This is a genomic window from Vibrio sp. 10N.261.54.A5 (assembly GCF_041471145.1).
Classification (GTDB): Bacteria; Pseudomonadota; Gammaproteobacteria; order Enterobacterales; family Vibrionaceae; genus Vibrio; species Vibrio crassostreae_C.
Genome location: NZ_JBFRNU010000047.1, coordinates 83,549 through 102,487, shown reverse-complemented (window position 1 = coordinate 102,487; position 18,939 = coordinate 83,549). Strand labels below are relative to the sequence as shown.

Sequence of the window (18,939 nt, the reverse complement as noted above, 5' to 3'; positions counted from 1 at the left end):
TTTTTAGCTGTCTAATTGCTTAGAACCCTAAAACAGAAAGCCCCACATTGTGAGTGACACAAGTGGGGCTTTGTCGTTATTACGTTATGTTTTGGGTAACTACGTTATGTGCTGTAGCGACTTAAGTTATTGGTGTTAGGAGTGATCTTTGCTCTCACCACTTTTATGTTCAAAGGCATAGTCGAGTACTTTACGGATATAAGGCGCACCAACTTTTGAGCCACCGTTACCGTGTTCAATAACCACAGTTGCGACATATTCAGGGTGTTCATACGGTGCGAAAGCCGTGTAAAGCGCGTGGTCAAGCAAGTGTCTAGCGAGTTTCTTCGAGTTGTAGACCTGGTCTTTCGCAAGATCAAAGACTTGTGCAGTTCCTGATTTACCGCCGCTCGTGTATTCAGTTCCCTTAAATGCACGTCTGCCGCTGCCTCGATTACCGTGGTTTACGAGTCGCATCGCATTGATTGGCACATCCCAAATTCTATCCGGTACTTCGGTGATTGAGGGCATTGGCTCCGGTTCGACAAGTTGTTGTGTACTGAAATCTTCACCATGATCTAAGGTGGCTCTTAAGATATGAGGTGGCATCACCTTACCATGATTAACCAATACTGACGTTGCTTTAGCAAGTTGCATAGGTGTCGATGTCCAATAACCTTGGCCAATACCAATCGGAACTGTGTCACCCTGATACCAAGGGGTGCGATAACGCATCATCTTCCATTCTCGAGTCGGCATGTTGGCGGTACTTTCTTCATAGATATCAATGCCTGTCGGTTCACCAAATCCAAATCGGTTCATCCAACTTGAAATTCGGTCAATACCCAAATCGAAAGCGGTTTGATAGAAGAATGAATCTACCGACTCTTCAATGGCTTGAGTGACATCGACAGGTCCGTGACCCCAACGTTTCCAGTCACGCCACGATTTAGAGTTTCGTTTAGAGCCAGGAATTCTCCAAACGCCATGGTCGTTACGGATGGTATCTTCAGAGATGACATGTTCTTGCAGTCCTGCCACAGCCATAAATGGTTTAACGGTTGAGGCAGGAGGATAAACGCCTAGAGTGGTGCGGTTAACCAACGGGTGAGCCGGATCATTCAATAAACGTTGGTAGTTCTTACTCGAAATGCCGTCGACAAATAGGTTAGGGTCGTAACTCGGGCTTGATGCCATCGCCAACACGCTGTTGTCTTTCGGATCGAGAATAACCGCGCTTCCAGTTCGGTGATCAAGTTGCTCAAAGACGTATTTTTGCAGCTCAAGGTCAATATTTAACACGATATCTTTGCCGGCTACTGGCGGCACGTACTCAATGGTTCGGACTATTCGCCCACGGCTGTTTACTTCGACTTCTTGATAACCTTTGGTGCCGTGCAGAATATCTTCGTAATAACGTTCAACACCCAGTTTTCCTATGATTGTTGTAGCTTGATAATTCGCTTCTATCCCTTGTTCTTCAAGCTTTCTGAGATCGCTATCATTGATGTGCGCCACGTAACCAAGAACATGGGTAAGCACCTCACCATTCGGGTAAAAACGCTTTAAGCTGGTATCGATAGATAAGCCGGGGAACTGGTACTGGTGCACGGAGAACTTGGCGATCTCTTCCTCCGTTAAGTTCTCTAGAATAGTCACAGATTTAAAACGGCGGGTGTTGTGATAGCGTTTTTTGAAACGAGCGATCTGCTCTGCATCACGGGGGACATATTTGTCTAGCTTGGTGAGCATTGCATCGACATCATCGGTTTGCTCAGGAATCATGGTTAGATCAAAGACAAGCTTGTTCTCTGCAAGCAACACGCCGTTACGGTCGTAAATAAGTCCACGAGTAGGGGCGATAGGTAATACTTTGATTCTGTTGCCATCGGCACGAGTTTGATAGCTTTTAAAATTTTCAACTTGAAGTCGGTATAGATTGCCGACTAAGACAAGAGTGAACATCAAGATCCCACAAAACGCGACGATTACGCGGTTTTTGAATAGGTTCACTTCGATTTTATGGTCACGCATCTTAACGCGTTTATGATTCATTGAAGCCTCAAGGGTCTGTTACATTTGGTTACACTTGTCGAATCGGGACTTTATCTGAATATCACTAGGGTTTTGTAAAAGCTGTGTCATGTTTTGAGGGATCGACAGCATTAGATGGCGGTAAACAGTGCCTTTAATTTTCTCATTACAAAAGATGATAAGTAATTGATGTAAAGATTGGTTTTATGAATTTATAAAGTTCAAGAGTTTTGACGACACTAGAGGTTAGGTCAAAAGAGGTTAGATAAATTTACGGCCCTCAGAATGAGAGCCATAGAAGGTTAATTTGCTTATTTAGTGGCTTAGAAGCTTTAGTAAATTAGAAGATTAAAACTTCAAAAACCTAGAAGCACAATAAATCCGATATTTAACGAAATCAGTTCGAAGGCTTGAACTGAGATTTACGCATACGGTTCAGAGCAGCCATCACATCTAACGTTCTTGGTTTCGCTAGGTCACCGTAGTTAGGCATGTTAGCGTGCCATTCGTTTTCTAAAATAGCGTTAAACTCTTTAGCAGGGTTGTTTGACCAACCTGGAGTTTGTGCGAATTGGAACCAAGCCCAACCGATCGCATTCACTTCAGACGGTGATTCTAATTGCTCAAGCGCAGAAAGGTCTGCAAACTCTTTACCAAAACGCAGTGACTCTTTGCCTTTAGCATTAACACGGAATTTACCGTCAGTCAGAATGTTCATCAGTGAAGCACGGTTCAATGAACGCGGTACAAACGTTTCTAAAGCAGTTTCACATTCGTTAGTACGCTGAGTAGGGTGCTGAGCAATCACGTCTTTTGCTTTTTCAGTCACATCTACCGCTTGGTAGTCGTGCATTTGAATCACAGTGTTCGCGACATCTAGGTAATCACCAGAGCCACCCATTACAACAATGGTAGAGATATCCATCTCTTCACGAAGCTGACCAATGCGGTCGACAAGTGGTGTGATTGGCTCATCGCCTTTTGACACTAGCGCTTGCATACGCTCGTCACGAATCATGAAGTTAGTCGCTGACGTATCTTCATCGATAAGTAGAGTTTGAACGCCGGCTTCAATCGATTCTTGTAACCAAGCCGCTTGAGACGTAGAACCTGACGCATCTTGTGTGCTGAAGTCAGATGTGTCTTTCTGCATTGGTAAATGGTTGATGTAGTTTGACAGGTTCAAGCTGTGCACACATCGACCATCTTCAGCGCGGATCTTCATCGTATCAATCGCAGTTACAATGCCTTCGCGACCGTCACCAGGAATATGGTTGTAGATAGAACGTTCAACGGCGTTCAACAGTGTCGATTTACCATGGAAACCACCACCAACGATCAGCGTAATGCCTTTTGGAATGCCTAGGCCGGTCACGTCACCTTGGTTTGGAGTATTTAACGTAACACTCAATGATTCTGGAGCCGCGAAAGGTACCGCGTCTTTCATTGGAAGGTCGCAGTTACCCGCGATACGAGGTAACACACTGCCGTTTGCAACGAAAGCGGCTAGGTTGTTTTCATCCAATTGAGCACGCAGCGCTTCTTGGTCTTCAATCGTTTCACAATGTTTGATCATTGCATCGATGTTTAACTCACGCTCAAGCGTCGCGCGACGAATAAACTTCGGTAAGTAGAAAGTGATGATGTTGTTCGCTTTCTTAGCAAGAATGCTACGACCATCAGCTGGTAAATTAATACGGAAACGAATTTCGATGCCGTGGTCTGTGAATACAACAGCTGTGTTGTCTAATACGGTTTGACCCGTCAGCGCGATAGAAACGGTCGACTCTTGTTTCGCGAACTCAGAGAAGCTACGTGCGATAAAGTCACGAGCGGCTACTTGGTATTCGTAAGATTTTTCTTTCAGCCAATCTAACCCGGTCAAAGACCACGCGCGCGTTGCACGAAAACGAGAAGCTGACGCGTATGGGTCACCTTGGATGTGGTCGATGTGTAATTCAAAATCAGCAAAGTCGTATTGACCTTTAATTTGTTGATATGCACGGTAGTTTTGTTTTTCGAGCTTTTTAAGCTTTGCAGTCAACTGATCCATAACGAGGAATGCCTATATAAGGGGAAAGATAAAAACAGAAAGGCGGCGATTATAAAAATCACCACCTTTAGAGTAAAGAGAAAGTAGGCCTAAATCCAAAACTAACTGCTCTTTTTCGCTTTAAGCGTAACGAGTTGTCCCCAAATAGTTTTGATTGATTAAGCTGTGTTCGAATTCTTGGCTCGGCATTGGTCTTCCGTAAAGGTAACCTTGGCCCACATCGCAGCCTTCGTTAATAATAAATTGCTCCTGAACCTCCGTTTCTATGCCTTCAATCGTCACTTTTAAGTCGAGCTTTTTGGCAATTTGGACAATAGAACGAACAATTTCCGAGTCTTCGTGTGAGTTGAGCATTTGGTCGATAAAGCTCTTATCAATCTTAATGGTGTCGAATGGGAACTTCTTCAGATAACTGAAGGAGGCGTAGCCCGTACCGAAGTCATCTAGTGACAATGTAACGCCAATATCGTGCAAAGATCCCAAGGTATTCTTGGCAACCACTTCATCTGCTATCAGTCCACTCTCCGTAACTTCAAGTTCTAAGAAACGAGGCTCTAAATGATAGGTTTCGAGTAGGTGAACCACTTGTTCCGCAAAGTGTACGTTCTTGAGTTGAATTGCAGACACATTCACAGCCATCTTGAAATCTTCAACGTATTCGGACCACTCTTTGGCTTTTTCAATCGCATTGCGTAAAACAAAGCTGCCCACTTCGAAAATCAAACCGTTTTGTTCAGCCATGTGGATCAGGGTTTCGTTAGAGATATCACCCAAAACAGGATGTCGCCAACGAAGCAAAGCTTCAGCACCGACCCAGCGATGCGTCAACGGGCTAACTTTGGGTTGAAAGTAGAGCATAAGGTCATCATTACGAACGGCTTGAAGCAAATAGCCTTCGATCTTATTAATGTGAGTTTGTTCTTCGGTATGGGATTGAGAGTAGTAAGCGAACTTTTGTCCTGAATCTTTGCAGGCTAACATCGCTTCAGAAGATTTCTGCAGAATGCTTTCCGCGTCATCTTCGTCGTTCGTAATTGCAATCCCAATAAACGCGTGCAAATGCACTTTGTCACTTTCGATGTCGAATTCTGAATGACCAACTTTAACGAGCGTCTGGCAAAGTTCTTCAAGGCGATGGTGTAAATCTTTAACGCTAAACGCCAATACGAGGTCAACCGAAGTAGGGCGTGCAGTTAATACATCGATATCAGAAATACAGTCGATGCGTTTTCGGTATTCAACAAGCACTTGGTCTAACGCGTTATAGCCGTAGCGTGCTTGTATGCGTCTACCGTTGGTAAAACCAATATGAACGACTGCAAATGAGCTGTCTGTCAGCCTTCTCTGTGACAGTAGCTTGTGGTTTAAGCGAGATTCAAATGCGTTTCGGTTTAAAAAGCCGGTGCCGAGGTCGTGATTCTTTTGGAAGTTAATCTTCTGTTCAGCCGCTTTTCGTTTATCAATTTCTTGATTCAACGAGTAATTAAGGCTCGCGAGATCTTTAGTGCGATTGTAAACGCGGTTTTTTAGGTCGCGATTCATTTGGGTAAGCTTGGCGTGTTGGAATAGGGTTTTAAGCTGAGATTCAATCGAAGTCCGAAAGCTCTCTAACAGTTTGATATAAGTAGGGGTGTAGTGATTCTCTTTCGAGTCCAAGATACAAATGGTGCCAAACAGTTCACCGTTAGGCCAAAGTAATGGAATACCACAATAGGAGACTAAGCCGAGTTTGATGTCTGGGTTGTTGTCCCACTTAGGATCGGCAAGCGCGTTAGGCACAAGAAGCTGTCGTTGAGTTTCCATCACTGTTTCGCAGTACAGCCCATTCCCCAGCGTTTCAGAATCACCTTTGTTGTATGGGTTGTTCTCGCTACGACTGGTTGAAAAAACTTCAATGTAATTGGCGTGAACACGCATGATTAGTGCTGCGGGCACTTGAGTAATTTGAGCTAAGAGGTCGACAATATTCTGCCAACCGTGCTCCATATCGTCTGGGATATCTAAATCGAGAGTTTTTATTTTCTTCATATGACTCCGAGTCAATTATGCTAAATGCATCAACACATCCTGTGTTAATTATGATGAACCAAAGAAAACTGTGAATCTTACGTTAACTAAGTATAAGAAATGTTGCACAAAAAAACCTCGGCAATTTTGCAGAGGTTTTCAAATGTGAATACGGGTCTCAGTAATGAGATAAATTTCGATTAGGGCTTTAATTTTATAAAGTCTTCGCTATTCAGTTTCTTACTGTAATCTACTGATGGCTGCGCGAACCCGTTGAGCTGCAAGAACTCGTCTTTGAACCCTTGGTAATCACCTAAAGTTTGGAAGTTGTTTTCATCCATCTTTTCTAGCAGTTCAGTTACGTGCGCTTGGGTTTCTGGGTCTAATTCCCAATCATCCATACGGATCAATCGCTCACCATCAAGTGGTACTTTGGATTGACCATAAAGTTTACTGCCAAACAGACGCTGCATTTGTTGGATACAACCTTCGTGGGTCTCTTTCTCTTTCATCACCTTATACAAAGCAAGTAAGTAAGGGCTTAATCCAGGGATGAAAACGCTCGCTTTAGTGACTAGGGCTTTACATACTGCCGCGTAAGCGTTGCCGTCGAAGTTAGCTAGTTCGAGGTTTAATGCATGACTGGTTTGATGAAGGTCGATCTTAGCGCGACCTAAAGTACCGTCTAAGTAGATAGGGTGCGTCACTTCAGGGCCAACATAGGAGAAGGCGATCGTCTTACAACCCGGAGCAATAGACTCAGCGTTGATCAGTTCGTCTATCCAGTTTTCCCAATCTTCACCTCCCATCACTTTGAGTGTGCTTTCGGCTTCTTCTTCCGTCGCGGCTTCAAGCGTGTTGGTGACCCAGTTGTCGTGTTCCAGAGAAATGGTTGCGCCAGTTACGCTTTCACCAATAGGTTTGATGGCAGAGCGCCAAAACTCATCGGAATCTGGTTTAGGGCGAACGCCTGCAGCTAAGCTATAGATAATCAGATCCACTTCACCTTCGAAGTAGGTTTCAATGGCTTCGACAACTTGTGAGCGTGTTTCTTGCGAAAATGCGTCGCCAACGATGTTGATAGCAGTGCGTTGCTCTCGTTCGGCTTCTTTTTTGAAGTAGATGTTGTTGTACCAACCAGCACTACCTAGGGATTTTTCGTTTGGACCGCGCTCGAATGAGACGCCGATAGTGTCAGCTTTTGCGCCGCCAAAGGTAAGGGCAATACGAGCGGCAAGGCCAAAGCCTGAGGAAGCGCCGATAATCAGTACTCGTTTAGGGCCATCTTTGATTTGCGGCGCACTCTTAACAAACTTGATTTGTTGCTTTACGGCTTCTTGACAGCCAAGAGGGTGAGCGCTTTTGGCTACCACACCCTTGATAACAGGTTCGATCAGCATAAATAACCTTACAGTTAACGGTGATATGCACTCAGGCTAACGTAAAGCTGTGTAAAATTTATTGAGCTAGACCATTAAAACTTAAAGATACTGATATAATTCTTCGGCGACGAATTCAGCAATCCAAGGTTGAGCTTCTGGTTTTGGATGCAGTCCATCGTTCATCATCCACTCAGGTTTGAGGATGATATGCTCTAGGAAAAACGGCAAAAGTGGCACGTTTTGTTGATCAGCAAGCGCTGCAAAAACGTATTCAAACTGCTGGTTGTAACGCTTTCCGTAATTTGGTGGGATTTTAATCTGCATCATTATAGGTTTGGCGCCCGCAGCTTTTATCTGCTCAATGATCTGCTCAAGATTTGCAGACATCAGCTTAGGTGGGAAACCACGAAGTCCATCATTCGCACCAAGTTCGATAAGAACGGTGTCTGGAGCATGTTCTTCAAGCAATTGTGGTAGGCGGGCTAAACCATTGCCCGTTGTATCACCAGAAATACTCCCGTTAACCACGGTTACCGTTTTGTCATGCTTTGCTAACGCGTCTGGTAACAGGCTTGGCCAACTCTGTTTGATGTCCATGTTGTAACCAGCACTCAGGCTATCACCAAGGACCAGTAACTTAGAATCTAAGCGGGTATCTTGAGCCAAAGAAGCGGTTGAAAATAAAATAAAGAATAAAAAGGAAATTAGTCGAGTCATGCATACATCCATCATTAAAGCAGAAGCTGTTTCGAAGACAGTGTCTACTAATCAAGAACATTTAACAATCCTAGAGCACGTCGATATCGATATTCGTGAAGGCGAAACTGTCGCGATTGTCGGCACGTCTGGCGCGGGTAAATCGACCTTAATGACGCTGCTTGCTGGTCTTGATGTACCAACGAAAGGCGAAATCAGTTTATTAGGACAGCCACTTTCACAGCTTGATGACGAGGCAAGAGCGAAGATCCGCAGTGAATCGGTAGGGTTTGTATTTCAAAGCTTCTTGTTAATTCCAAGTCTTTCAGCGCTACAAAATGTCACGTTACCTTGTTTGTTAAAGGGAGAAGACGAAGACATCGAACGCGCGACTGCTCTGCTTGAATCAGTAGGCTTGAAAGACAGGCTTGATCACTTACCGTCGCAGCTATCTGGTGGTGAACAACAAAGGGTCGCGTTGGCGCGCGCATTTATGATTAAGCCAAAAATTCTTTTTGCCGATGAACCCACAGGCAACCTAGACCAACAAACGGCAGCCAAAATTGTTGAGTTGTTGTTTGAATTGAACTCATCCCACGGCACAACTTTAGTTTTGGTGACACACGATCCTAAGCTTGCACAACGTTGCCAAAGAACACTCAAGATGCATGTCGGTCAGATAGAGGAAGTCTAAATTGAATTCATCAAACGGACTGAATAAACGCCTGTTTTCATGGAGTATCGAAGAGATTCGACACGGTCAGCTTTGGCCAGTTTCAATCGCTTTAACGCTTATTATTGCTTGTGTATTTGCATTGTCGGCGTTGGCCGAACGTATGGAGCAGGTAATTGTTAAACAGGGCAAAGATGCGCTTACTGCTGATAGCGTGTTTATCTCAGCAAACCCAATTCCGCAATCCTTGTTAGACCTCACTCAAGTTGAACAATTAGAAAGATCTCAGTTGACTCGTTTTTCAACCATGGCATTCAGTGATAACTCAATGCAGTTAGTGACGGTAAAAGCAGTTGAAAGTAATTACCCATTACGCGGTGAAATGATCTTAGAGGGCGCTGATAAAGCATCAAGTAACCATGTTGAGCCGGGTGAACTTTGGCTAGACGAGCGTATATTTGCACAGTTAGAGGTTGAAATTGGTGACAATGTCACTATTGGTGATGCCGATTTAGCGATAACTGGACGAATCACTCAAGAACCAGGCTTAAGCTTTAACCCATTCCAACAAATGCCAGCTGTGCTGATTCATACAAGTGATATCGATGCCACGGGAGCGATTCAACCGGGCAGTCGCGTTAGCTTTAGATTGTTTTTAAATGGTGATGAATCGAAACTCAAAGCCGCACAAGACAGTATCGAACTGACACCAAGTGACCGCTGGCGTACACAAGACTCAGCCAGTCGTACCAACGACATGTTCGAAAGCACCACTCAATACTTATCACTAACGGTAGCTATCGTAGTGATCATGGCTGCGACCACTTTGGTACTCACTTGCCAACATTATGTTGCGAGTCGTCGTAAAACCATCGCGATGCTTAAGAGTTTGGGTGCAAGCAAGCAGTGGATCGTTAAATGGTTGTCTGTACAGGTATCTTTATTAGTGGTTATCGGTGCAGTACTGGGAATAACTATCGGTATCGGCTTAGAGTTTTTGCTTCGTATACCTCTGGGTGACTTATTACCAACGCCACTTCCTAGCTATGGTATTGAACCTGCAATCTTGGCGATTTTATCAAGCATCTTAATTGGTGTTCCTGCTCTTGGTATCCCGTTAATTGGCTTGGTCAATACCTCGGCAATCAGCGTTATCCAATCAAGTCACCAGTCCAATGAAAGCTACAAGAAATATTTGTTGTTACTGGTACCGATTATTCCAATGATGCTGATGTATGGCGACAATCTATTGGTATGGATAGTTCTAGCGGGTATCGCTTGCCTGTTCTTAGTACTTGCGGTCGTTAGTACGCTTGTTCTGCGTTTGGTTGGCAAGTTACCGACATCTACGTCTATGCGTTTAGCATTGAGCAGAATTAATCGCACACCTTTAGCAACGGGGATTCAATTTGGCTCTTTAGCGCTTTCACTGATGTTGCTGTCTATCATCTGGTTGGTAAGAAGTGATTTACTGTCAGATTGGCAGCAAACCTTACCCGAGAACGCACCAAATGCGTTTGCACTTAACATTGCAAGCTATGAAAAAGACAGTTATCTCGAGACGATTGATGCAAACGAAGTAGAGCGTACTCAAGCGTTTCCAATTATCCGAGGACGACTGACGACGATAAACGGTGTCGAAGCATCGGAATACAGTGATACGTCTGGAGAAACAGACGCACTAAGCCGTGAGATCAACTTCACTTGGGGAGATAGCTTACCTAAGTACAATGAAGTATTAGAAGGCAGCTGGACACAAGAGCATGGCGTATCTGTAGAATCGGATGTCGCGGAGCAACTGGATCTAAAGATTGGCGATGAGCTGTCATTCACAATCAACAGCCAGAATGTTTCTGCCAAGGTGAATAGCATCCGCAAAGTCGAGTGGCGAGAAATGAAGCCGAACTTCTACTTCATTTTTACTCCAGATGTCTTGAGTTCAATCCCTTCTACTTGGCTAGTGAGCTTCAGATTAGAAGAACAACACAATCAGATGCTCAACGAACTCTCTCGAAATCATCCAACCGTGAGTTTGATGGATATTCGTAAGATGGGTAGCAAGATCCAAGAGTTGCTTAAGCAGATTGTTTGGTCGATTACCGTACTTGCGGCGTTAGGTGTGGTGGCGGGGCTGTTGCTTATCTTCACTCTATTGCGATTGAGCTTATCTCAAAGACAACAAGAGATACGCTTGTATCGAACATTAGGCGCGAGTAAGAAGCGAATTCTCAATACTATTTGGTGTGAGTACGGTTTAATGGCGTTAGTCGCAGGCTCAATTGCAGCCCTTGGTTCTGAGCTCAGCGTGGCAGGAGTGATGAACTTTGGTTTTGAGTTACAACCTTCACTTCACCCGATGTTGTGGATAGCGCTACCGGTGCTAACGTTCATCACATTAGCCGCGGTAGTGAATAGCTTAATCAAACGTTTGTTGGCACCAGTAAACAAGGATTTTGGCTAGTCGTTAGCGAGATCTAGCCAAGCGCTTAAAACGGTCTAAAAGTGAGATTATTTATACTTAGTCATGCACTATTTATAATACGTCGCTTTAGACCGTTTTTTATTTAACCAACCGGTAGCATAAGTAAAAAATATCGCACCTTAGATTCCACTGTTTTTAGCATTTTTTAAAACTAATTACCCAATAATGCCGATTTAATGAACAGCGGTTAGTCCCTGTAAACAAAGGGTTTGCGCAACTTAGCAAGAACGTTATCAACAGTTATCCACAAAAACGGTGGATAACTTTAGGGATAAGTTAACCGCTATGTTTTAAGAGTACTGAGGCAGCCTTTATGTGGCGTCACTTAGGACAAATTTGACTGTTAGAATAACCTTTAAAACCCTATCTGGAGTTATTGAGTCAAGAGATTATTTATGTTTTTTACATAGATATTAAATCCCGCCTATCTAAGACCTTGATAAAAATGTGTTTTAATTCATCGCAGAACAAAAGTAGAATAGAGGCAGTTAATCTTATTCTACAGAACACGATGAACCACAACAAAACGGATACAAATCAACCTTCTATTGCCATTGTTGGTGGTGGTATTGCCGGAACAACGAGCGCGATTCACTTTAGTGAGTTGGGTTTTAAGGTCACTATCTTAGAAAAAGGGCCGAGTTTGGTTAATGGTCCACCAATTTGCCACCTGCACGCTGGCGGCAATTTGTATCGAGATATTTCTGTAGAGCAGTGTCTTCAATTGCTCACACAGTCAATTGATACCGTCCGCTTATTCCCTCATACGATCAATATTCGTCCGACAATCATCGCCGTTCCGCACAGTGATGGTGGAGAGCCGTTGGATCTGCTTCCTCGTCTCAAGATAATCAAAAGCGCTTATGCCGATCTTGTTAAACAAGATAAAAGCAACCAAGTGCTCGGTGATCCGGAAGAGTATTATAAGCTGTACAGCAAAGAAGATTTATTAGCACTTTCTGCGAAAACACAGCCTCTGAAACCAACATCGCTTGATGATTGGTGTATTCCTTTCGCCAAGCATACGGATTTAGAGACCCTAAAGTATCCTGTTGCGATGGTCCAAGAGTATGGCTGGAGCGTATTCCGACTTTCTGCGACCGCTCAACTCTCTTTGGGGCAACAAGCTAACTGTACTGTGTTAACCAACAGCCGATTACATTCTGTTGAGTCGACAGGTCAAGGTTGGTCTTTGACTTATACCGATGCCGAAAACCAAAGCTGCCAACTAACGACCGATTACTTGATTAATGCGAGTGGGTTTGAAACGGGTATCGTAGATGACTTTGTTGGCTCTAAGCAGCAAAGACTTGTTGAGTTTAAAGCTGCATACGTTACAGAGTGGCCATATTCGCAAGAATGTAAGGAAGAGTGGCCAGAAGTTATCTTCCATGGCCCGAGAGGCACACCGCAAGGCATGGCGCAATTAACGCCGTATGCTGATGGTGTGTTCCAACTTCACGGCATGACAGAAGAGATTACTCTGTTTGAGGGTGGGCTTGTTTCATCGTCAACAGACTCGTCACAGCCACAGTTGCCTTCGAAGCTGCTTAATAAAATCGTATCGGGTTGGAGTGAAGATCAGCTTGAATTAAGAACTCGCGCGGCAATAACGCATATGTCTCAGTTCATCCCAAGTTTCAGTTCTGCATTGGTCGGTGGTAAACCTTTGTTTGGTGCACAACAGATTCCGGGAACCGATCCAAGCTTAAGAGCTTCAGACGTTTCATTTTGTGGGGATCGCTATGCTCGACTTGAAGTAGTAAAAGCTTCTTCAACATTAGAAGCGGCACAAAAGGTCGCTGAGCAATGGTTTGATGTATCAGAGGCGGCATCTATTGAAGACACACACTCAGTGACAATGTCACTTAATCTAAATGATATTGAAAACAGAGCGATAGATTTGACACAAGAACGTGGATACCCAGAAGCGCTTGCCAAGGTGTCAGGTCAAGATCACGCTTAATAGCCTATAATTAGTCTATCATCATCGACTGCGTTTAATTTCTTCAATTCGGCTTACTGTAATAGGTAAGCCGAATCTTCATTTCAACATCTGCTTAGATACCGAACCTCATCTAAATGACATCTTCCTAGTTGATTATTCTCAGCTACATAGCATTTAGCACATAACACATCGCAAAAACTAATAGCCGAAAAACTGAGCCCATTGGCACCAAACATCTTGTAAGCCCAAGCGATCGCCCTTGCTGAACGATATCGCATGTCCAGGTTTTGCTTGCGCCAAGCGTGGTAAATCGATTCTGGCGACACATCCTATCTTCGGATAACCACCTATGGTCTGTCTATCATTAAGCAGCACGATAGGCTGTCCATCTTGTGGAATTTGAATCGCACCTAGGGCAATGCCTTCTGACAATAGCGAAATGTCAGGCGAGTCTACGGGTTCGCCACTGAGTCGATAACCCATCCGATTTGAGTTTTGGTCAACGTGATACTGCGCGTTATACAAAATCTCTCTTGCTGACTCGGAGAATAGCTCGCTTTGATAGCCTTCAATCACTCGTAGGTTCACGGGTAGATTGTAATCAGGCGTGTATCGGAAGGTAACACTCAACGCTTTAAATGGATGAGAGAGTTGGTGTTGGGTAAAAGCGATTTGTTGCCCTTGCTGGCATGGCTCGCCATCTTGCGTTAATCCACCAATCTTTTCACGAGTGACTGTAGAGCAGCTATCAAGAGTTGATGGAACATCGAAACCGCCCTTAATGGCTAAATACGCCCTTAGACCATTTTTAGGCAAACCAAATGAGAGAACTTGCCCCTTAAAAGCTTGAAAAGTGCTCCAGTTAGCCTGTGGTTTACCATCGAGTTTCGCTTGTAAATCACCCCCGCATAGTGCCATCTCGCAATCAACATCGATTCTCAACGCACATTGCCCAAGCGTGATTTCCAACGCCGCTTGGTTGACTGGGTTGCCCAATAGATGGTTAGCCCAGCTATAAGAGTAGTCATCAACCGGTCCACCTTGCGTTAATCCAAGATGAGCAACACCAAATCGCCCAAAGTCTTGAATCAAACTCAACGGGCCGGGCTTAATCACTGTCAGTGTTGGTTTAGTTTTTGTCTTAGCCATTTACGATGCCTCCACCCAACTCTACAAATTCTTTTTTTGAAATCGCTATGAAACGGACGGTATCACCAACATTAAGCAGAGACAGTGGTCTTTGCGTGATATCGGCGTTCTTCAACTGGCTATGATCGAACAACGGAAGTGGGCAATTGCCAATAATATTCCAACCGCCCGGTGAATCCGAAGGGTACACAGCTGTTTTCGTATCCGCGATGGCGATACTGCCTTTGGGCACAATTAAGCGGGGTGTGGAGTGACGGGGCAAGGCAAGCTCATTAACCACATCCGACATAAAGGCAAAGCCAGGCGTAAACCCAATCGCACTGACGCTGTATGTCTGTGAGGTGTGATGTTGAATTATCTGGTCGAGCGACAGGCCTTTGTTTTGATATCGGTCTAAATCGAGCGCCGTTTCTGGTGAGTAATAGGCAGGAAGCTCAATCGTATCGCGAGTTTTACTAACACTAGAAAAGGACGACAGAGCATGACTCAACAAATTATTGAGCTGTTCAATGAGCTGCTGTTCTGATATTCGATAAGGGAGGTAGTCGACCAATATTGTTTGGTAAGCCGGTGTCACATTCATCAACACCGATGCTAAGTTTTGGCGAATGGCATCGGAAAAGTGAGCTATGTATTGCGCATATTCGGCGCTAGATTGATTATTTGAAGGCGATAGCGTCAAGGTCACCAAAACGCTGCATTCCGCGATTGGCGCTATATTGTATTCAATCTGATTCGTCGTCATTTCGTTTCCATACGTTTGTTTGCTTACTTGGCGTGTCTCACTTCCGTGTCCAAGCCAATACCAATCAATTAGATCTCACGAGCGATTAGACCATGCGTCATACCAATCACACGCTTCATACTAATTAAAAGCGTTGAGGTCTTGTCTGATTTTTCTAATTAATGCGATGGATTGAGGGTTATCACCATGAACACAGATAGTATCAGCTTCAATAGGCAGTCTTTCGCCCTCTAAAGTCGTAACCGAGCCATAGTTAATGATTTGCATAACTTGGTTATAGATATCGTCTTGATTGACGTAAACCGAGCCTTTTTGAGTACGTGGCGCTAATTGTCCGTTATTTAAATAAGCACGGTCGGCAAACGCTTCAAACAAGAGAGGCAAGTCATGGTCGTCAGCAATATCCAAATACTGTTGATTGTCTGATGAAGAGAGAATCATCAACGGGATGTTAAACTCAGCGACGGCTTGGGCTACCGCATTGAACACATCAATGTTTGCCATCATATCGTTATAAAGAGCGCCATGAGGTTTCACATAGCCAACAGTGGTATGGTGATAGCGGCAAAGGGCTTGTAATGCACCGACTTGATAGCAAACCAGCTCACTGATTTCGTCCATGGTGTGTGGAATAGAACGGCGACCAAAACCAACGAGATCTTGATAACCGGGATGAGCACCAATTTGGGTGTGATAGTGCTGCGCCAGTTTTATCGTCTTGGACATAACGTGCGGATCAGACGCGTGGAAGCCACAAGCGATGTTTGCCATATCGACCCATTCCATGACCGACTCGTCATCGCCCATCTTCCAATTGCCGAAACTTTCTCCCATGTCGCAATTAAGCAAAATCTTCGTTGTCACGTGGTGCTAATCCTTTACGTTGAGGTAAGTAATGACGGTCTTATAAATACCATAAATAAACAGTGACCTAACTCAAACTTTCGACACCGTAGATTTACCAGTATGGCATTTCATATATAGTTGAACTATTGATTAAAGGATTAATATCTATCTGTATATTAGGTGAGCACATGATATCCCGCCAGGTTTGCTTAGGACTAGCATTAACGATACCTGTTTTTGTCTCTGCTCAAGAAAACTCTCTAGACCAGCTGATGTCGATGAGCCTTGAAGAGTTGTCTATGTTAGATGTCGAAATGGAAACGGCTTCGAAAGTGACACAAAAACTTACCGAGATTTGTGTCAACCAAGAGTCCGTATATGTGAGGATCTCTCATGAATTCTAAGTGGCTCAAGTACCGTATTAAGCTCGGTTTTACGAAACTCAGCCTTGCCACTATAGCTATGTTTATTGTGCCTTTGAATACATCGGCGGCTAGTTTCAAGCCTTATGAAGTGAAAGCGGTGTACCTTTTTAGAATTGCCAACTTTATTCGTTGGAACGACGAGAGCACCATGAATACGGTTAACTTCTGTGTGATTGGCGATGAGAAGGTAAGCAAAGCACTGACGTCGATTACACAAGGGAAATCTATTCGTTCGCTCGCTATCCGAGTTCAACAGTCGATTACTTCTAAGTGTGATATTACGTATTTGTCTGACCGTAAAAATGACCAATTTCTTAGTCAAGAGCACTCGCCACATACTGTGACAATCAGTGATATCCCTAACTTTACGGACTTAGGTGGAATCATTGAACTCACGCACATCGATAATAAGCTCAAACCTAAGATCAATCTAGAGAACGCAAGGCGCGGTGACTACGTCATTGGCTCGAACCTGTTACGAATCGCTATAGTGGAGGGCCAATAATGTTGTCTTTCATTAATAACATATCGATTAAAAACAAGCTGATATTACCCATTATCATCTTCATCGCAGTCACTTTTGTCACGATCCAATCGGTAAATTACACTGTCACGTTTGAGAGAGAGAAAGAGAGTCTTATTCAGCGTGTTAAAGTGCTAGCACAAGGTGTTGCTTATAACTTGCAAGCCGCGATTTTATTTGAAGACAAGTCATCGGCTCAGGAAATATTGTCAGCTTTCATCGCAGATAAAGATATTGTTAGAGTGAAGCTCTATGACATCAACGAACAGCTTTTTGCCAGCTATCAGGTGAGCAACACTCTGGTTCCAAGGCCAAACGCAGAAGAATTAGACGATATCGCCGATCATCAATTTGCCATCTCTGAGCATTTCATCTTCTTGCTCGTTCCAGTGACACTGGATGGCGCAGTGATCGCGAACTTGAGAGTAACAATATCGAAAGAGACGTTTAATTCGATCTTAACGAATATTTTCAAGGTTGCGGTCGTCTACCTGTTGTTTCTGGTGATGTTAGGCGGAGTAGTGGTCAAATTGGTGCAACGCTTGATTATCGAACCGATGTTTGACCTCAATGAGGCGATGCAAGCCTTTGTTGAGCGTCGTTCGAAGCAGCCTAAATTAGTCGTAACGAACCGCGATGAAATCGGCGATCTGGTTCGAGCTTTCAATACCATGTTAGAAAGGCTTCAACATCGCGATAACCAAATCAATTTTACGTTAGACAAGTTACAAGAAGAAAAATCATTCGCAAATGAGGTCATTGAAACCGTTCAGCACTCTTTGTTGGTGGTGGATGAAAAAGGGCTCATTCTTCATGCGAACGCAGCTACTCGGGATATTTTTAAATGCTCGGAAGCCTTTCTTGAGAATTTGTTGATCCAAGAGTTGATCGCGACCAAGCAAACGGGTTACTTACAAGATGTTATTGATGCCAATATTGAACTTAATGACGAATTGCTGGAAACCACCGATCTCTTTCAATCAAAACGCTGGCTTCGTGTGAGCAGTCGTTCTTTGACAAAACATGGTCGTATTCTTTATGCAATCCAAGATGTCACCGACATAGAAACGGCCATGAGTCGCCAACGTATTGCTGCGGGTGTTTTCGAAAACAGTAAAGACGGCTTGATCGTGCTCAACTCATCCAATGTGATAACCATGGTTAACCCGGCGATCACACAACTTCTCGGTTATCACTCTGATCTGCTGGTGGGCAAAACACCATTTGAAGTATTTTCGTGGCAGCAATTTTCATCATTGATGCCGACAATTCGCAGTTCGTTAGACAACTATGGTCAATGGCAAGGCGAAGTGTGGGAGAAAAGCGCGTCCGGCACGTTAGTTCCAATGTTTGTCAAAGTGAATCGAATTGCCTCAGACAACGAGAAAGACGAGTTTGATATGGTATTAACGCTGTCTGATTTATCCAACGTTAAAGAGATGGAAAGACTCGAACACTTGGCTCATCACGATGCATTAACCGGGTTAGCGAATAGAGCGCAGCTGTATAAGGTTATGGATGATGTTGTCACGTCGAGCCACTATTCAAATCAGCATTTTGCGGTTATTTACTTGGATTTGGATGGCTTCAAAGAAGTGAATGACAACTATGGTCACGATGCGGGTGACGAAATCCTTAAAGAAGTGTCAAACCGGTTATTATCTCAGGTAAGAGCGGGGGATTTGGTTGCACGTTTGTCGGGTGATGAATTTGTTCTTATTATTAAACAGACAAACAAAGTCTTATTAGCGAAGTTAGCCGAGCGATTGTTGGATCTGATCGGGCAAGAAGTGAATTATAAACAGCGTTCACTTCATGTTGGGGCGAGCTTAGGTATCAATTTAGTTGATGGCTCAGAGCGTGATATTGACGTGATTCTAAAGGTTGCTGATGAGGCTATGTACCAAGCGAAACGCAAAGGAAAAGGTCAGTTTGTGTTCGCTCGTGAGGGTAAATAGGCACCGGTGTTTGTGAGCTCACCCTAAGTTGTTGTATCA

14 protein-coding genes are annotated in these 18,939 nt (G+C 44.0%); 6 read left to right on the top strand and 8 right to left on the bottom strand.

The annotated features are described in order from the left end of the window. Positions 1 to 135: 135 nt before the first annotated feature. The 5 genes from mrdA to AB4329_RS15220 form a co-directional block, all read right to left on the bottom strand. Positions 136 to 2,034 carry a penicillin-binding protein 2 gene (mrdA, locus tag AB4329_RS15240; RefSeq protein ID WP_017060075.1) on the bottom strand — a complete coding sequence of 633 codons (1,899 nt, stop codon included), beginning with the start codon at positions 2,032 to 2,034 and terminating at the stop codon, positions 136 to 138. A 376-nt stretch (positions 2,035 to 2,410) separates the two neighbouring features. Further along, a complete protein-coding gene (locus AB4329_RS15235) occupies positions 2,411 to 4,066 on the bottom strand; it encodes an ABC-ATPase domain-containing protein (RefSeq protein ID WP_017060076.1) in 1,656 nt (551 codons plus the stop codon). 120 nt (positions 4,067 to 4,186) lie between these two features. Then, a complete protein-coding gene (locus AB4329_RS15230; RefSeq protein ID WP_017060077.1) occupies positions 4,187 to 6,094 on the bottom strand; it encodes a GGDEF and EAL domain-containing protein in 1,908 nt (635 codons plus the stop codon). Positions 6,095 to 6,273: 179 nt separating this feature from the next. After that, the gene (gene fabV / locus AB4329_RS15225) at positions 6,274 to 7,473 is read right to left on the bottom strand and encodes an enoyl-ACP reductase FabV (RefSeq protein WP_372138667.1); all 1,200 of its coding nucleotides are present in this window, start codon (positions 7,471 to 7,473) and stop codon (positions 6,274 to 6,276) included. An 81-nt stretch (positions 7,474 to 7,554) separates the two neighbouring features. Beyond that, positions 7,555 to 8,172: an arylesterase gene (locus AB4329_RS15220; RefSeq protein WP_017060079.1), complete on the bottom strand. Its 618-nt coding sequence runs from the start codon at positions 8,170 to 8,172 to the stop codon at positions 7,555 to 7,557. On the opposite strand from AB4329_RS15220, the gene AB4329_RS15215 reads away from it, so the two are divergent. The 3 genes from AB4329_RS15215 (at position 8,171) to AB4329_RS15205 (ending at position 13,272) form a co-directional block, all read left to right on the top strand. Beyond that, positions 8,171 to 8,845, top strand: a complete 675-nt coding sequence (locus tag AB4329_RS15215) for an ABC transporter ATP-binding protein (RefSeq protein WP_004730959.1) — start codon at positions 8,171 to 8,173, stop codon at positions 8,843 to 8,845. The genes AB4329_RS15220 and AB4329_RS15215 overlap by 2 nt on opposite strands. A 1-nt stretch (position 8,846) precedes the next feature. Further along, positions 8,847 to 11,285: an ABC transporter permease gene (locus AB4329_RS15210; protein WP_017071507.1), complete on the top strand. Its 2,439-nt coding sequence runs from the start codon at positions 8,847 to 8,849 to the stop codon at positions 11,283 to 11,285. Positions 11,286 to 11,817: 532 nt separating this feature from the next. Further along, on the top strand, positions 11,818 to 13,272 hold the full coding sequence (locus tag AB4329_RS15205) for an FAD-dependent oxidoreductase (protein ID WP_372138666.1): 1,455 nt from the start codon (positions 11,818 to 11,820) through the stop codon (positions 13,270 to 13,272). 180 nt (positions 13,273 to 13,452) lie between these two features. On the opposite strand, the gene AB4329_RS15200 is transcribed toward AB4329_RS15205, so the two are convergent. From AB4329_RS15200 to AB4329_RS15190, 3 genes are all read right to left on the bottom strand, one after another. Then, complete coding sequence (locus AB4329_RS15200; protein ID WP_372084212.1) at positions 13,453 to 14,403, bottom strand: biotin-dependent carboxyltransferase family protein; 951 nt, start codon at positions 14,401 to 14,403, stop codon at positions 13,453 to 13,455. Beyond that, positions 14,396 to 15,148 carry an allophanate hydrolase subunit 1 gene (locus AB4329_RS15195; RefSeq protein WP_372058325.1) on the bottom strand — a complete coding sequence of 251 codons (753 nt, stop codon included), beginning with the start codon at positions 15,146 to 15,148 and terminating at the stop codon, positions 14,396 to 14,398. The genes AB4329_RS15200 and AB4329_RS15195 overlap by 8 nt, the downstream gene beginning before the upstream one ends. Positions 15,149 to 15,268: 120 nt before the next feature. Continuing rightward, on the bottom strand, positions 15,269 to 16,012 hold the full coding sequence (locus AB4329_RS15190) for a 5-oxoprolinase subunit PxpA (RefSeq protein ID WP_017060084.1): 744 nt from the start codon (positions 16,010 to 16,012) through the stop codon (positions 15,269 to 15,271). 170 nt (positions 16,013 to 16,182) lie between these two features. Between AB4329_RS15190 and AB4329_RS15185 the strand changes: the two genes are divergently transcribed. The 3 genes from AB4329_RS15185 to AB4329_RS15175 are packed head-to-tail and all read left to right on the top strand — an operon-like array spanning position 16,183 to position 18,900. Further along, a complete protein-coding gene (locus AB4329_RS15185) occupies positions 16,183 to 16,398 on the top strand; it encodes a hypothetical protein (protein WP_102394477.1) in 216 nt (71 codons plus the stop codon). Then, on the top strand, positions 16,388 to 16,924 hold the full coding sequence (locus AB4329_RS15180) for a YfiR family protein (protein WP_104216047.1): 537 nt from the start codon (positions 16,388 to 16,390) through the stop codon (positions 16,922 to 16,924). The genes AB4329_RS15185 and AB4329_RS15180 overlap by 11 nt, the downstream gene beginning before the upstream one ends. After that, positions 16,924 to 18,900, top strand: a complete 1,977-nt coding sequence (locus AB4329_RS15175; protein WP_372138664.1) for a diguanylate cyclase domain-containing protein — start codon at positions 16,924 to 16,926, stop codon at positions 18,898 to 18,900. Before AB4329_RS15180 ends, AB4329_RS15175 begins: the two co-directional genes overlap by 1 nt. Positions 18,901 to 18,939 lie beyond the last annotated feature (39 nt).

What these genes read in the sequence shown, in the direction of transcription:
- AB4329_RS15205 (WP_372138666.1), top strand. Translation starts at nt 11,818, where the DNA reads ATGAACCACAACAAAACGGATACAAATCAACCTTCTATTGCCATTGTT.
- AB4329_RS15180 (WP_104216047.1), top strand. Translation starts at nt 16,388, where the DNA reads ATGAATTCTAAGTGGCTCAAGTACCGTATTAAGCTCGGTTTTACGAAA.
- AB4329_RS15215 (WP_004730959.1), top strand. Translation starts at nt 8,171, where the DNA reads ATGCATACATCCATCATTAAAGCAGAAGCTGTTTCGAAGACAGTGTCT.
- mrdA (WP_017060075.1), bottom strand. Translation starts at nt 2,034, where the DNA reads ATGAATCATAAACGCGTTAAGATGCGTGACCATAAAATCGAAGTGAAC.
- AB4329_RS15175 (WP_372138664.1), top strand. Translation starts at nt 16,924, where the DNA reads ATGTTGTCTTTCATTAATAACATATCGATTAAAAACAAGCTGATATTA.
- AB4329_RS15235 (WP_017060076.1), bottom strand. Translation starts at nt 4,066, where the DNA reads ATGGATCAGTTGACTGCAAAGCTTAAAAAGCTCGAAAAACAAAACTAC.
- AB4329_RS15195 (WP_372058325.1), bottom strand. Translation starts at nt 15,148, where the DNA reads ATGACGACGAATCAGATTGAATACAATATAGCGCCAATCGCGGAATGC.
- AB4329_RS15200 (WP_372084212.1), bottom strand. Translation starts at nt 14,403, where the DNA reads ATGGCTAAGACAAAAACTAAACCAACACTGACAGTGATTAAGCCCGGC.
- AB4329_RS15185 (WP_102394477.1), top strand. Translation starts at nt 16,183, where the DNA reads ATGATATCCCGCCAGGTTTGCTTAGGACTAGCATTAACGATACCTGTT.
- fabV (WP_372138667.1), bottom strand. Translation starts at nt 7,473, where the DNA reads ATGCTGATCGAACCTGTTATCAAGGGTGTGGTAGCCAAAAGCGCTCAC.
- AB4329_RS15230 (WP_017060077.1), bottom strand. Translation starts at nt 6,094, where the DNA reads ATGAAGAAAATAAAAACTCTCGATTTAGATATCCCAGACGATATGGAG.
- AB4329_RS15220 (WP_017060079.1), bottom strand. Translation starts at nt 8,172, where the DNA reads ATGACTCGACTAATTTCCTTTTTATTCTTTATTTTATTTTCAACCGCT.